The sequence below is a fragment of the Nesterenkonia sp. AY15 genome, from assembly GCF_022565855.1.
GTDB lineage: Bacteria > Actinomycetota > Actinomycetes > Actinomycetales > Micrococcaceae > Nesterenkonia.
Genome location: NZ_JAJOYV010000001.1, coordinates 294,651 through 308,713 on the forward strand (window position 1 = coordinate 294,651; position 14,063 = coordinate 308,713).

Sequence of the window (14,063 nt, forward strand, 5' to 3'; positions counted from 1 at the left end):
TTGATGTTCAGAAGAATTTCAGCTTCTGCCCAGTTCTACCCTTCATGATAGTCAGGATGACCAGGCACGATAGCAGCACTCCGTCTGCTCGCGGAGTCAGCAGCGGTGGCTCACACCGCGGCTGGCAGCGCGGAGCGGCCGCCCACGAAGCCACTCGGCCGCGCGCCGGGTGGCTTGTGGCGCTGACGCTGTTCGTGCTGGCGCTGCTCGGAGTTCTAGTCTTCGTCACCGCATGGGTCATCGGCGGACGCGCACTGCCGCAGATCAATTCGGTGCAGTCGCTGTTGCCGCAGGGCTCACAGTCCAGCCAGCAGCATGGCGAGGAGACTCTCGGCGACGGCGCCGCGAGCGTCCCGCTGACCAGCACCGACCTGAATCTGATTCCCGTGGACGCCTCCGACGCGACACTGCCGGGTGCCCCCGAGAGCACTCAGATCCAGCAGATCCCGCTGGACAGCCTGAACTCGCTCAAGAGCCTGGGCTGGTCCGTCCCGCATCTGTCTGGTTTCGGGCTGTCCACCGAGTACGCGGAGACCGGGGTGGTCGAGGGCATCCGCACGGTCCAGCTGAGGCTCACCGACGGTGAGCACCGGCTGGACATCTCGGAGACCCGCCCGGAGGAGACCGGGGTGGAGCTCGCCGCCCTGGAGTCGAAGCTCGATGGTGTCGTCGACACCTCGGCGACCCTGCGGGAGACCCTCACCCTGCGCACCGGAGATGCCTGTGAGCTGTACGTCTCCGAAGAGGCGGAGGAATGGACCGCCGCCATGGAGAGCGGACGGGTGCAGTACGTGGTCACCTCTGATCTTCCTGCGGATACCGCTGAGCAGATCTCGAACTGGGTGATGGCCACCGACCGCTCTCGGGTGCAGGTGCTGCCGATCGTCCCCACCGGCTCCGAGCGGCTTGAACGCGGCTTCGAGGAGCTGCTCGCCTGGCTCACCGACTGAGTCGACGCTGACGGTAGGGTTGAGCTGTGCCTGGTATCAACGCCTACGAGTTCGTGATCCTGATCGTTCTCGCGCTCGTCATCCTCGGACCCGAGCGGCTGCCGCAGTACGCCCGAAACCTGGCCCGCTGGGCACGTCAGGCCCGGGACATGGCCGAAGATGCCAAGGGCCGGTTCAAGGACGAGACCGGCACCGACTTCGACGACGTCGACTGGAAGCGCTACGACCCCCGGCAATACGATCCGCGCCGCATCATTCGCGACGCGCTGAGCAACGAATACGGCGAGGACTTCCGCGAGACCCGCTCCGCGGTGGCCGGGACCCTGGACTCGGCTCGAGCCGCCACCGACCCGCGCGAACTCTTCCGCAGCAAGAACGGCTCCAGCCCTGCGGCGCCCAGCGCGCCGAGCGGGGGAGTCCCTCCCGCGGCTGCGAAGCGAGCCTCAGGCGCCATCGCCGCCGGCATGGCCGGGGCGGCGACGAGTCAGAATCCCTCGTCGGACCTGGGGCCCTCGTCAGACGTGGCCACGCGGGGGGCCGCCGTCGAGCCTCCGGTGCGGAATGCCGACTCCGAAGACCAGCTGGACGCCGCCGCCCCCTTCGACACCGAAGCCACCTGAGGCCGCTCCGTTCCTCCGGGCACTGCCCGATCGACCGGCCCGACCCTCCTTGCCGAAGCACACCTAAGCCCAGGTGACGCGTGCGGAGGCATCAGGCGGGACTGACGGGCAGCTTGCGGCCGCTCATCCCGCGCGGCTGCACTGCCAGCCGGGCGGCGATCGCGCGCAGTGCGGCTCCGGCCGGTGAGTCAGGGGCCGAGAGCACCACCGGCTCGCCGTCGTCGCCGGCCTCGCGCAGATTCATGTCCAGCGGGACCGAGCCCAGCAGCGGAACCGTGCTCTCCAAGGATTCGCTGAGCCGGTCGGCCACCAGCTGACCTCCGCCGGAGCCGAAGAGCTCGAAGCTGGACCCGTCGGGCAGGGTCATCGGCCCCATGTTCTCGATCACCCCGGCCACCCGCTGCTTGGTCTGCGAGCTCAGCGCGCCGGCACGTTCGGCCACGCTCGACGCCGCGGCCTGGGGGGTGGTGACCACCAGCAGCTCGGAGCCGGGAAGCAGCTGCGCCACCGAGATCGCGATGTCGCCGGTGCCCGGGGGCAGGTCCAGCAGCAGCACGTCGAGATCGCCGAAGTGCACGTCGGTGAGGAACTGCTCCACCGCCCGGTGCAGCATCGGGCCGCGCCAGGCCACCGCCTGATTGCCCTCGACGAACATCCCGATCGAGATGGTCTTCACCCCATGGGCCACCGGCGGCAGGATCATCTCATCCAACCGGGTGGGCTTGTCGGTGATGCCCATCAGGCCCGGGACGCTGAACCCATGGATGTCCGCGTCGACGATGCCGACCTTGAGTCCCTGCGCGGCCATCGCGCAGGCCAGGTTCACCGTGACCGAGGATTTGCCCACCCCGCCCTTGCCGGAGGCGACGGCGTAGACCCGGGCCAGGTTCTCGGGCTGCGCGAAGCGATTGACCTTCCCGGTCTCACCGCCGCGAAGATGGTCCTTCAGGGCGGCGCGCTCCTCGGGAGTCATCACGCCCAGCTGGACCGAGGCCGTGGAGACCCCCTCGGCGCGCACGGCGGCGGCGGTGACGTCTTCGACGATCCGGCTGCGCATCGGGCAGGCCGCGATGGTCAGCTTGACCCCCACCTGGGCGGCGCCGGCGTCGTCGACGCTGATCTCACCCACCATGCCCAGCTGGGTGATGGGAAGGCGCAGCTCCGGATCAATGACCTCGTTGAGGCGCTGGCGGATGCGTTCGGTGATGGCGGGATCAGACACCGCCTCAGTCTACGAGCCAGGGCTGGCCCTGGCGTCGCCGGTCTCCTCAGGGCTCCGCCGCAGGGGCCGACCTGAGATGATGGGGGAATGTCGATGAATGCTGGGACCAATGCAGGCGGAATGAACAACGGGGGGCTGCCTCGTGGGGAGCTGCTGGGACGCTACCGCTCCTACGAGGATGCGCAGAAGGTCGTGGATCATCTCACCGCTGCCGAGGACTTCGATGTGAAGGCGCTGACGATCGTGGGCAACGACCTGCGTTCGGTGGAGCATATCCGCACCCGGCTCACCTACCCGCGCGTCGCGCTCGGGGGAGCCGCGCAGGGCGCGATGTTCGGCGCCTTCATCGGACTCCTGATCTACCTGTTCAGCCCGGAGGCCAGCATCTACAACCTGGCGTTCGCGGTGGTGCTGGGCACGGCGATCTGGATGATCATCGGGGTCATCGGCTTCGCCATGCGCAAGGGCAAGCGCGAGTATGCCTCCTCCTCCCAGCTGGTGGCGACCACCTTCGACGTGGTCTGCGAGTTCTCTGCCGCCCACCGGGCCCGGCAGCTGGTCCCCGGGGCCGGGGTGATGAGCCTCAACGCCTACAACGATCCGACCTCACAGTCCTCAGCGCGGCTGGCTCCTGCTCCGTCGGCCTCCACGTCGGCCCGGCCGGCGCCGGCGCCGGCGCAGCAGGCCTTCGCGCAGCAGGGATCAGCGCGGCAGGTGCCCGGAGAGCCCGAGCCAGGGCAGAACGCACCGGGTTCAGGCCAGGAGGGTCCAGGCCAGGCGACGACGGCGGCCGAATCGGCTCCCCAGCAGCCGGTCGCCGGGTACAACGACCTTCCCGATGGCCGCCCCCGCTACGGCGTGCGCATGCCCGCGACCGAAGAACCTGCCGAGGAGCCCACGGGCTCAGCTGAGCCGCAGTCAGCAGACTCCGCGGAGAAGACTGATGCCCCCGTGCCGCCCCACACACCTGAACAGGCTGGGACAGACACGCCCCGGACCCGCCCGGAGGACTCGCCGCGCAGCTGAGCTCAGCGCCTCAGTCCGCCCAGGAACTCTCCGGGACACACAGAAGCGCCCCGTCCATCCGACGCTCCAGTGGAGCTCGGACGTGCGGGGCGCTTCTGTAGCTGCCTCCAAGACAGTGCGGTGTCGGTTCAGTCAAGAACCGCGTCCCGCGCTGAAGTGGTTCAGACGGTCTTGCGACCGCGGCGACCGGTGATGGCCTGCCAGATGAAGGCGACGAGGATGCCGCCACCGATGGCGAAGAGCCATGTGGGCAGATCGAAGAACGAGTCATTGACGTTCACGTCGAAGACGGCGGAGGCGATGAAGCCACCGAGCATTGCGCCGAGCACACCCGTGATGAGTGCGGCGATCCAGCCGCCGGGCTGGCTGCCGGGCAGGATGGCCCGAGCGATGGCGCCGGCGATGAGGCCCAGTACGAGCCAAGCAATAATTCCCATGATGTTCCTCCTATGGATTCTGAACCTGTCAGGTTCGACTTATTCCAGAGTAAACCCTGGAACGCAGGACTCTGCGTTCATTTGTGCCTGACAGAGATCGTCTACATCACAGTTCTATAGCCTCTGTATCACAGTTATTCATGCGTCAGGAACGCGGTCTTCACGAATTCCAGATGCCCCGCATCCAGCTTTCAATCTCCTGCGCCGTGCGCGGCAGTGATGCCGAGAGACTCTCCGCGCCGTCCTCGGTGACCAGCACATCATCTTCGATCCGAATTCCGATTCCACGGAACTCCGCAGGCGCGGCCAGATCCTCATTCTTGAAGTAGAGCCCGGGCTCGATGGTGAAGACCATTCCTGGTTCCAGCACTCCGTCGAGGTAGAGCTCACGCTTGGCCTGCGCGCAGTCATGGACGTCCAGGCCGAGGTGGTGGCTGGTGCCGTGCGGCATCCACCTGCGGTGATGCTGACCCGACTCGTCCAGGGCCTCCTCCAGGCTGACCGGCAGCAGCCCCCAGTCGTCGAGGTGTTCGGCGAGGACGCGCACCGCTGCGGTGTGGATGTCACGGAACCTGATCCCGGGGCGGACCACCGCGAAGGCGGCATCGGCAGCGGCCAGGACCGCGTCATAGATCTTCCGCTGGGTGGGTGAGAACTCACCGGTGACCGGAAGCGTGCGGGTGATGTCAGCGGTGTAGAGCGAGTCCGCTTCCACCCCGGCATCGAGCAGCAGCAGGTCCCCACGGCGCACCGCACCATGGTTGCGGATCCAGTGCAGCACGGTGGCGTTGTTTCCGGCGGCAGCGATCGTGTCGTAACCGAGATCGTTGCCCTCCAGGCGAGCGCGGGCGAAGAACGCTCCCTCCACGATCCGCTCACCGCGCGCATGGTCGGCCGCACGAGGCAGGGCGGCGACGACGTCGTGGAAGCCTGCGATCGTGGCCTCCACCGAGACCCGCATCTGCGCGATCTCCCAGGCGTCCTTGACCAGTCGCAGCTCGGAGAGCGCCTCGGCGAGCTCGCCGTCGTAGGCGTCAGAGGTCTCCAGGTCCACGGTGGTGTTGATCCGTGAGGTGTCCACCAGGGCGTCCACGTCCAGATCGACCTCCCGCAGAAGCCGGATCCTAGTGCCGCCGAACTCCACCGGCCCGGCGTCCTTGGTCACGGCCACCTCCAGGGCGCCGGAGTCGGCGGTGCGCAGCCCGAGCCGCTGGGAGAACTCCTCCAATCCGGGCCGGGGACCGATCCAGAACTCGCCGTGCCGTGCGTCGGCGTAGAACTCCTGGGTGTCTCGACCGGCCATCGGCTTGAAGTAGAGCGTCACCTCATGGCGGGAGCCGTGATCGCCGGTGCCCTCGTCCACAGGTTCAAAGACCAGCACCGCACCTGGTTCGTGGTCCACGCCGAGGCCCGAGAGGTGGGCGAAGGCCGAATGTGGTCGGAACCGGTAGTCGGTGTCATTGGAGCGCACCTTGTGTGGGCCCGCGGGGATCACGAGGCGCTCATTCGGGAACTGGGCGGAGACCGCGCTGCGCCGTGCGGCGGCGTGGGTGGCGACCTCATCACGCTCGTGCTGCACCGGCTCGGCCGGCGCCCAGCTGGAGGCCATGAAATCCTTGAAAGCCTCGGAGGTGGGCCGCTGTGAGCGGTTGTTCACCCGGTCTCCGAGATCCTGCGCCTGCCCGGGGGTGAAGCCCGCTGCGGAGGCGGGGGAGACGACGTCGAACTCTTCGTGCTTCTCTGAACTGGTCATGAGATCCAGTCTAGGTGGGCACCCCTTCTCGGGTGGGCCCGCCGAGCCCGGCGTCACGGGTGCTGGCCGGTAGGCTGGAGCGCATGAGCGTGGACCTGCACACCCATTCACATGTCTCCGACGGCACCGAATCTCCTGCCGCGGTGATCGCCGCGGCGGCGGCCGCCGGACTGCAGGGGCTCGCGCTGACCGATCACGACACCACCTCCGGCTGGGACGAGGCGATCGCGGCTGCGCGCGAGCACCGGATCACCCTGCTGCCGGGCATGGAGATCACCACGCTGACCGAGAACGGGATCAGCGTCCATCTGCTCAGCTACCTCCACGACCCGCTGCACCCGGGACTCTCCACTGCCGTGGAGAAGGCCCGCGATGGCCGGCTGCACCGTGCTCGACGGATCGCCGACCGGCTTTCGGTGGATTTCCCGCTGACCTGGGAGACGGTGGAGCAGCATGTCAGTGCCGGCGCCACCGTCGGGCGGCCGCACCTGGCCGACGCCCTGGTCGGGATCGGCGCCGTGGCCGATCGGCAGGAGGCCTTCGATCACCTGCTGCACTCAGCGTCCCCCTATTACGTCAGCCAGGAGAACATGCACCCGGTGACCGCGATCCGACTGGTGCGCGCGGCCGGGGGAGTCCCGGTCCTGGCCCACGGCATGGCCTCGGCGCGCGGCCGCACGGTCAGCGCCGAGCAGCTCGAGGAGATGGTGGCCGCAGGCCTCGCCGGCGTGGAGGTCTATCACCGGGACAACGCCGAGTCGGGCCGCGAGGTGCTCCGCGAGCTGGCCGCGCGCCATGACCTGCTCGTCACCGGTTCCTCGGACTATCACGGCACCGGCAAGGCCAATCTGATCGGGGAGAACACCACCCCCTGGGGGACGGTCGAGGCGCTGTGCGAGATCGCGACCGGGATCGCGCCGATCCGCCCCTAGCACCCAGGCGGTCCCAACGGTTTTGGAGCGGCAGTCGCGTCAGCGCGGCCCGGCAGCCGCATGCCCCGTCGGTCTCAGCGCCGTTGCGCGTGCTGCATGAGCACCGCGGCGCTGGCCGCCGACCACGCCTGCGGCCTGCACGCGGCCGGGTAGGGCACCGGCTCCTGGCCCACAGGCTCCCCGGCGATCAGCTCCGGGAAACGATGCCGACTGCGCGCACTGAGCCGCACCAGAGCGTCGAACACCTGGTCAGCCTGCTGGGTGTAGCCGCCCTGAGCCATTCCGCGCAGGATGATGGCGGTGTCGTGGACCCACACGGAGCCGGTGTGGTAACCGGTCGGGTTATAGGCGGGATTCTCGGCCGAGAGCGTCCCGATGCCGAAGCGGCGCAGCATGTCCGGTCGGGTGATCCGCTCGACGACCAGGTCCTCCTCCTGCTTGGTGAGAAGCCCGGTGCCCAGCGCGTGGCCCATGTTGCTCCCCACACCATCGATGGGGGCTCCCTCCGCGTCGAGTCCCATCGCCAGGAAGCGCTCGCCGTCGTGGTCGACCCAGAAGTTCTCGCGCACGCGCTGCGCCAGTGACTCACCCCAGGCGCGCCAGCCCTGCGCCCCCGGCTCGCCCAGGGCGTCCAGAAGCTCGGCTGCTCCATAGGCGGCCTGCACCGCGTAGGCCTGTGCCTCCAGCAGGGCGATGGGCGCCGGAGCGATAGATCCATCGGCCCGGCGCATCGAATCACCGGAGTCCTTCCAACCCTGGTTGCTCAGACCCTTGCCGCTGTGATCGACGTAGCGCAGAAAGCCGTCAGGTGACGCGTCCACCGCGCCGGCCTGCCAGTCCAGAGCCGCCAGCAGATTCGGCAGCAGCTCGCGGACCTCACCGAGGTCGAGTCCCGCCTGCCAGGACTCGTGCAGCAGCACGATCCACAGCGGCGTCGCGTCGACGGTGCCGTAATAGACCGTCGGGAGCTCCATCTCGCCCTGGGCATAGATCTCCCGCCGCACCTCATGCAGCATCTTGCCGGGCTCGGCGGCCGTCACCGGGTCGGCTGATCGAGCCTGCCGACGTGCCAGGGTCCGGAGCGTGCCGCGCGCGAGCCGGGGGCTGTAGGGCAGCATCATGCGGGCCGCCCAGACCGAGTCGCGCCCGAAGAGGGTCAGGTACCAGGGGGTCCCGGCGGCGGCGTAGATGTCCTCAGGAGCCTCTGGGTCCTTCTGCAGCAGGTGCTTCAGATCGGTGAGGTTGGTGCGGACCAGGTCGCGCCAGGCGTCGTCCCCGGTGACCTCGAGATCATCCCAGTCACAGGCCATCACCCCGGAGTCTGCATCGTGGGCGCTGCGGCTGGTCCGGATCGCCTCGAAGCGCAGGCTCACGGTGCGGCTCTCACCCGGGCCGAGCTGCAGCGGCCAGGTCTGCCGGAAGCGACTGGCGTCCAGTCGCTCCACCGAGGCAGGTGCAGGACTCTGGTGCAGGGTGGTGCGGTGGCGCGCATCGCTCCACCAGATCTGCTCATCCATGACGATCTCGGGTGCCGCGCCGTCGGTGTGACCGCCCTTGACCTCTGAGAGGTCGATGCCGTCGGAACCCACCGACACCTGCAGTCCGGTGTTCACCGGGCTCGATGCTCGAGAGCTGACCGTGATCTCGATGAGCAGCTCATGCAGCCCGACCTGCGTCGACTGATGCACATCAACGGTCGGGTCGGCTCCCGGGTCTCCCAGATGCCGAGCTGCGCCCCAGAAGTCAGAGGTGGGCCCGGAGCTCGACGCCGCGATCGGCACCGTGTCTTCGTCCGAGAGGCAGACATACAGGCTGCGCAGGATCCGCCGGTCATCGACGATCCAGCCGGTGGCCCCCTCACCCATCCGGCCGGATCCGGCGCTCAGGGCAGTCGCCGGGCCGTTCACGGCGATCTCCAGATCGTGCAGCCAAGGTTGCTGTTCGGACATGAGAGCTCCAGATCTTTGCATCGTCTTGACAGGCGAACGTCGCCGGTCCATTATGACTTGGGACACATTATGAACGTTCAAATGAACGATCTAATGCTACCCACATCGACGTGAAGATCAAGAATCAAGGTGAGCTGATGCTGAATTCGCACCAACCGGCGCGGGCCACGATCGTTGATGTGGCGCGCGCGGCCGCCGTCTCTCGCCAGACCGTGAGCAATGCGATCAACAGCCCCGAGCGGGTGAGTCCGGACACCCTTGCGAGGGTGCTGAAGGTCGTCGATGAGCTGAACTACCGCCCCTCGAGCGCGGCTCGCACGCTGCGGCACCAACGGGCAGGTGCCGTGGGCACAGAGCTGAACGCCGTCACGGACATCCCGAGCGATGTGGCCCTGCCCTTCCTCACCGCGCTGACCCTCTCAGCCCCGCGCCACGCGTGCCATATGGTGCCCTTCGCCTCGCGCGAGGCGTTTCCGATGCTCGACGGCTACCAGGACATGGTTCGGCGGCGCCTCGTCGACGCATTCGTGCTCACCGACACCCACCCCGCGGACCCGCGCCCCGACTGGCTGGAGCAGGCAGGAATCCCGTACGCCTCCTTCGGGCGGATCTATGACGATTCATCCCGGGTGTGGTGGGCCGACGTCGACGGTTCCGCCGGCACCAGAACAGCCGTGGCGCACCTGGCCGAGTGCGGCTTTCGCACCGTGGGCTTCCTCGGCTGGCCTGCAGGCTCCGCGGTCGGCGACGACCGCAGGCTCGGCTGGCTCGACGGCGTCGAGCGCCACGACGTCGTCCTCGGCCCCGAGGCAGCTGCCCCGCAGTCGCTGACCGAGGCGATCACCGCAGCGGAGGTCCTGCTGGATGGTCTTGCGATCGGGGACGCAGTGGTCTGCGCCTCCGACGTCCTCGCCCTCGGGGTGCAGCAGGCGGCCCTGGCCCGAGGGTGGAAACCCGGACGCGACCTCGGCATCACCGGCTTCGACGGCTCAGCGACCGCCCATCTGCACGGCATCACCTCCCTCGTCCAGCCGCTGGACGACATCGCCGAACACCTGCTCACGATCGTCCACGACCAGCTCGCCGGAGCTCCCGCTCCCACCCAGGGCACCCTGTTCCTCCCGACCCTCACTGTTGGTGCCAGCACCGTCACCACATCAACGAAAGGCACGCCATGAAGAACCAGAAGAACCGCTTCGCCGTCCCGTTCGCCGTCGGGCTTGCCAGCGCCCTCGCCCTCACCGCGTGCGGCGGCGACGGCTTCGAGGACCAGGAGACCGGTGGCGACGCCGAGGAGGCCACCTCCGCCGAGGGCTCAGCCGACCTGGTGATGCTCATCGCCTCCTCGGGTGAAGCGGAGACCGCAGCCGTTGAAGAGGCGGCGGCAGAGTGGGCCGAGGAGTCCGGCAACGAGGTTGAGGTCCGCGTCGCCGCGGACATGAACCAGGAGCTGGCCCAGGGGTTCGCCGGCGGCAACCCGCCGGACATCTTCTACCTCGATGCGGCCCAGGTCGCGCAGCAGGCCACGGACGGGAACCTCCACGCCTATGAGGCCGAGGACAACGAGGACTACTTCCCGGCCCTGCAGGAGGCGTTCACCTACGAGGACACGCAGTGGTGCGCGCCCAAGGACTTCTCCACCCTGGGGCTGCAGATCAACACCGAGATGTGGGAGGCCGCCGGTCTGACCGATGAGGACATCCCCACCACCTACGAGGAGCTCGCCGAGGTCGCCGAGACCCTGACTGAAGGCGACACCACCGGTCTGGTCTTCTCTCCCGGCGTCGATCGGGTCGGCGCCTTCGTCGTCGGCAACGGCGGTTGGTGGCTCAACGAGGACGCCACCGAACCCACCGGAGCCAGCGAAGAGGTGCTCTCAGGTCTGGAGTACGTGAAGGAGAACATGGCCGAGGGCAGCTTCGCCTATGCCGGTGACGTCGACGCCGGCTGGGGCGGCGAAGCCTTCGGCACCGAGCGCGCGGCGATGACCATCGAGGGAAACTGGATCCGCGGCGCCATGAGCAATGACTACCCGGACGTCGACTACACCGTCGCCGAGCTCCCCGAGGGCTCAGAAGGACCAGGAACCCTGCTGTTCAGCCAGTGCTGGGGCGTCGCATCCGACTCCGAGGCGCAGGCCGAGGCGGTCGAGCTGGTGAACCACCTTTCCACTCCTGAGCAGCAGCTGGAGTTCGCCGAGGCCTTCGGCGTGATGCCGTCACGCCAGGCGGCCACCGAGGACTACTCCTCGGCGTTCCCCGAGGACGCACCGTTCATCGCCGGCGGCGACTACGGCCGCGGCCCGGTCAACGCCCCCGACATGACCCAGGTGGTGGCAGATCTGAACTCTCAGCTTGAAGGCATCAGCAGCGCGGACCTGCAGCAGATGATGGAGAGCTTCGACTCCAACGCGTCGGCGGTGCTGGAGCAGTGAAGTCTCGAGACCCACAGCGCCAACAGGGCGCGGGGTGGCTCTTCGTCAGCCCGGCGATCATCGTGCTGGGCGTGTTCCTGGTCGCCCCGATCGGTATGGCGCTGTGGGTCTCGCTCAGCGATTGGAGCGGCAGCGGCAGCCCGATCTCCGGTGATGTGAACTTCATCGGCACGGAGAACTACAACGCCCTGCTGGCTGATCCGGGACTGGCCCGCCAGGACCTGATGATCTCCTTCCGCAACACCTTCTACTACGTCCTGGGCGTCGTGCCGCTGCAGACCATGTTGGCGCTGAGCCTCGCGGTGCTGCTGAACAACAGGTTCCTCAGGGGCCGGACGTTCTTCCGCACCGCCTTCTACTTCCCCTCGGTGGTGTCCTCGGTCGCCATCTCGCTGCTGTTCCTGTTCCTGTTCGCCGGCAGCGGGGCGATCAACAACGTGCTCGGCTGGTTCGGTGTCAACGGCCCCAACTGGTTCCAGGATTCTCGCGGTCTGATCCATATCTTCGGTGACGCGGTCGGCCTGTGGAGCATCGCGAGTCCGCCGTCGTGGATGACGAGTCCGTCTGTGATGGGGCTCTCCTTCTGGGAGTGGTTCTCGGGGCCGTCGGTGGCGCTGAGCGCGATCATGATGCAGGTCATCTGGACGACCGCCGGCACCTTCATGCTGCTCTTCCTCGCCGGCCTGCAGGACCTGCCCGTCGAGGTCGAAGAGGCGGCGATGGTCGACGGCGCCAACAAGTGGCAGCGATTCATGAACGTCACGGTGCCGCATCTGCGCCCGACCATCCTGCTGGTGGTGACGCTCGGCTTCATCGGGACCTGGCAGGTCTTCGACCAGATGTATGTCATGACCCAGGGCGGGCCCGCCAAGACCACGCTGACCCCGGCGTATCTGTCCTACCAGGCGGCCTTCACCAATGGCGACTGGGGCCAGGGCGCGGCCATCGCGTTCATCCTCTTCGCGATCATCTTCATCCTGACCACGACCCAGCGCTGGCTCATGCGGGACAAGGACGCCTCCGCGCAGAAGCGGGCCGACCGCGGCGTCCGGCGGCAGCGGCGGCGCCCGACCCGAGTAATCGTCGAAGAGACCCAGCGAAAGGCCCAGAGCTCATGAGCGCACCCCCCAAAGACGACGGCGTCCCGGTCACTCCCGAGCTCGCAGCGGTGGGGGAGTCTCGGCCCTCGCGGGTGAAGAAGTACTGGTTCTACGGGATGCTGCTCTTCTTCGCACTCCTCTACATCTACCCCTTCATCATCCAGCTGGTCACCTCTTTCAAGACCGATCCCGATGCGACCGGCAACGCCCTGTCGCTGACTCCCGACCCCTTCACCACCGGAGCGTGGGAGACGCTGTTCAGCTCCAACTATCCGACCTGGTTCACCAACAGTGTGATCGTCACGCTCTGCGTCACGGTCGGGCGGGTGTTCTTCTGCTCCCTCGCGGGCTACGCGCTGGCCCGGCTGAAGTTCACCGGTCGGATCGCGCTGTTCACCGGTCTGCTCGCGGTCATGGCAGTGCCCGGGATCGTTCTGCTGATCCCGAAGTTCCTGATCCTCAACTATGTCGGGATCTACAACACCTACCCTGCGCTGATCGTGCCGCTGATGATCGACGCGGCGGGCATCTTCATCATGAAGCAGTTCTTCGAGACCATCCCCGAGTCGGTGGAGGAGGCGGCCCGCATCGACGGGGCAGGGACATTCAGGACCTTCTGGTCGGTGGTGCTGCCGATGGCCAAGCCGGCGCTGATCACGCTGACGATCCTGTCCTTCCAGGGATCGTGGAACGAGCTGGGGCATTTCATCGTGGCCACCAACAACCCGGACCTGTACACGCTGACGCGCGGCGTCGCAGGCTTCACCACCGGTGGGCTGGGCTCCGGCAACCAGTATCCGGTCGCCATGGCGGCGGCGCTGCTGATGACGATCCCGACGGCGCTGGTGTTCATCGTGTTCCAGCGCTACTTCACCCAGGGGGCGAACGCGGGAGCGGAGAAGGGCTGAGCGCCCCACGGCATGCAAGCCCCGGGTCCCGGCCCGGGCGCCGGTGGCCTCTGCGCGACCCCTGAATAGACTGTCCCCATGAGCCAGAGCATCAGAGACCCCGCCGGCATCGTGCGGGCCAAGCGGCTGCCCCGGGAGCAGCGCCGCACCCAGCTGCTGGAGTGCGCGCTGCAGGTCTTCGTGGCCAAGGGATATCACGGGGCTTCGATGGATGACATCGCCGAGAGCGCCCAGGTCTCCAAGCCGGTGCTCTATCAGCACTTCCCCGGCAAGCACGAGCTGTTCCTCGGGCTGCTGGACACCCACCTGGGCGCCCTGGAGCATGAGCTCACCCAGGCGCTGTCGACGGCTGAGAACAACAAGGACCGGGTGCAGGCCACGATGGGGGCCTTCTACGAGTTCATCTCCCGCAAGGACGAGGCCTACCGGCTGGTCTTCACCTCGGGGATGGACAACGACGAAGAGGTCGAGGACCGGCTCGAGCGCTTCCACGACGGCATGGCCGGCGCGATCGCCGAGGTCATCGCCGATGACACCGGCCAGCCGATGGCCGAGGCCACGATGCTCGGTCACGGTCTGATCGGCATGGCCCTCTCCGCGGCCCGGCACTGGAGCCGACTCTCCGAGCGCCCGGACCGCGAGGTCTCGGCCGAGCTGACCGCGCGTTTGGCTTGGCGCGGAATCTCCGGCTTCCCGAAAGAGTCTGAAAGCACAGAAAGCACAAGGTAGGTA

Annotated in this window: 13 protein-coding genes; 9 read left to right on the forward strand and 4 right to left on the reverse strand. The window is 67.7% G+C overall.

Going from position 1 to position 14,063, the window contains the following annotated elements; all coding sequences use genetic code 11:
* Nucleotides 1–56: 56 nt before the first annotated feature.
* Both LSI54_RS01345 and LSI54_RS01350 read left to right on the forward strand, forming a co-directional pair.
* Nucleotides 57–950 (forward strand): hypothetical protein, encoded by an 894-nt coding sequence (locus tag LSI54_RS01345; protein ID WP_241463823.1) that lies wholly within the window; start codon nt 57–59, stop codon nt 948–950.
* Nucleotides 951–976: 26 nt separating this feature from the next.
* Nucleotides 977–1,570: a twin-arginine translocase TatA/TatE family subunit gene (locus LSI54_RS01350; RefSeq protein ID WP_241463825.1), complete on the forward strand. Its 594-nt coding sequence runs from the start codon at nt 977–979 to the stop codon at nt 1,568–1,570.
* Nucleotides 1,571–1,661: 91 nt separating this feature from the next.
* Here LSI54_RS01350 and LSI54_RS01355 read toward each other — a convergent pair whose 3' ends face one another.
* The gene (locus LSI54_RS01355) at nt 1,662–2,792 is read right to left on the reverse strand and encodes an Mrp/NBP35 family ATP-binding protein (protein WP_241477574.1); all 1,131 of its coding nucleotides are present in this window, start codon (nt 2,790–2,792) and stop codon (nt 1,662–1,664) included.
* Between the two features lie 87 nt (nt 2,793–2,879).
* Between LSI54_RS01355 and LSI54_RS01360 the strand changes: the two genes are divergently transcribed.
* Nucleotides 2,880–3,818 carry a general stress protein gene (locus LSI54_RS01360; protein WP_241477575.1) on the forward strand — a complete coding sequence of 313 codons (939 nt, stop codon included), beginning with the start codon at nt 2,880–2,882 and terminating at the stop codon, nt 3,816–3,818.
* 161 nt (nt 3,819–3,979) lie between these two features.
* On the opposite strand, the gene LSI54_RS01365 is transcribed toward LSI54_RS01360, so the two are convergent.
* Together LSI54_RS01365 and LSI54_RS01370 are read right to left on the reverse strand one after the other, a co-directional pair.
* A complete protein-coding gene (locus LSI54_RS01365) occupies nt 3,980–4,255 on the reverse strand; it encodes a GlsB/YeaQ/YmgE family stress response membrane protein (RefSeq protein ID WP_241463831.1) in 276 nt (91 codons plus the stop codon).
* A 160-nt stretch (nt 4,256–4,415) separates the two neighbouring features.
* Nucleotides 4,416–6,008, reverse strand: coding sequence for an aminopeptidase P family protein (locus LSI54_RS01370; protein WP_241477576.1), 1,593 nt, complete (start codon nt 6,006–6,008; stop codon nt 4,416–4,418).
* Nucleotides 6,009–6,091: 83 nt separating this feature from the next.
* On the opposite strand from LSI54_RS01370, the gene LSI54_RS01375 reads away from it, so the two are divergent.
* Nucleotides 6,092–6,940 carry a PHP domain-containing protein gene (locus LSI54_RS01375; RefSeq protein WP_241463834.1) on the forward strand — a complete coding sequence of 283 codons (849 nt, stop codon included), beginning with the start codon at nt 6,092–6,094 and terminating at the stop codon, nt 6,938–6,940.
* 74 nt (nt 6,941–7,014) lie between these two features.
* On the opposite strand, the gene LSI54_RS01380 is transcribed toward LSI54_RS01375, so the two are convergent.
* Nucleotides 7,015–8,889, reverse strand: coding sequence for an MGH1-like glycoside hydrolase domain-containing protein (locus LSI54_RS01380; protein ID WP_241477577.1), 1,875 nt, complete (start codon nt 8,887–8,889; stop codon nt 7,015–7,017).
* A gap of 137 nt (nt 8,890–9,026) precedes the next feature.
* Between LSI54_RS01380 and LSI54_RS01385 the strand changes: the two genes are divergently transcribed.
* The 5 genes from LSI54_RS01385 (at nt 9,027) to LSI54_RS01405 (ending at nt 14,060) form a co-directional block, all read left to right on the forward strand.
* Nucleotides 9,027–10,067 carry a LacI family DNA-binding transcriptional regulator gene (locus LSI54_RS01385; RefSeq protein ID WP_241477578.1) on the forward strand — a complete coding sequence of 347 codons (1,041 nt, stop codon included), beginning with the start codon at nt 9,027–9,029 and terminating at the stop codon, nt 10,065–10,067.
* Entirely contained in the window at nt 10,064–11,323 is a 1,260-nt protein-coding gene (locus LSI54_RS01390; protein WP_241470173.1) for a sugar ABC transporter substrate-binding protein, read from the forward strand. The genes LSI54_RS01385 and LSI54_RS01390 overlap by 4 nt, the downstream gene beginning before the upstream one ends.
* Nucleotides 11,320–12,441, forward strand: a complete 1,122-nt coding sequence (locus LSI54_RS01395; RefSeq protein WP_241463841.1) for a carbohydrate ABC transporter permease — start codon at nt 11,320–11,322, stop codon at nt 12,439–12,441. The genes LSI54_RS01390 and LSI54_RS01395 overlap by 4 nt, the downstream gene beginning before the upstream one ends.
* Nucleotides 12,442–12,539: 98 nt before the next feature.
* Complete coding sequence (locus LSI54_RS01400; RefSeq protein ID WP_241464426.1) at nt 12,540–13,331, forward strand: carbohydrate ABC transporter permease; 792 nt, start codon at nt 12,540–12,542, stop codon at nt 13,329–13,331.
* A gap of 78 nt (nt 13,332–13,409) precedes the next feature.
* Complete coding sequence (locus LSI54_RS01405) at nt 13,410–14,060, forward strand: TetR/AcrR family transcriptional regulator (protein WP_241470172.1); 651 nt, start codon at nt 13,410–13,412, stop codon at nt 14,058–14,060.
* Nucleotides 14,061–14,063 lie beyond the last annotated feature (3 nt).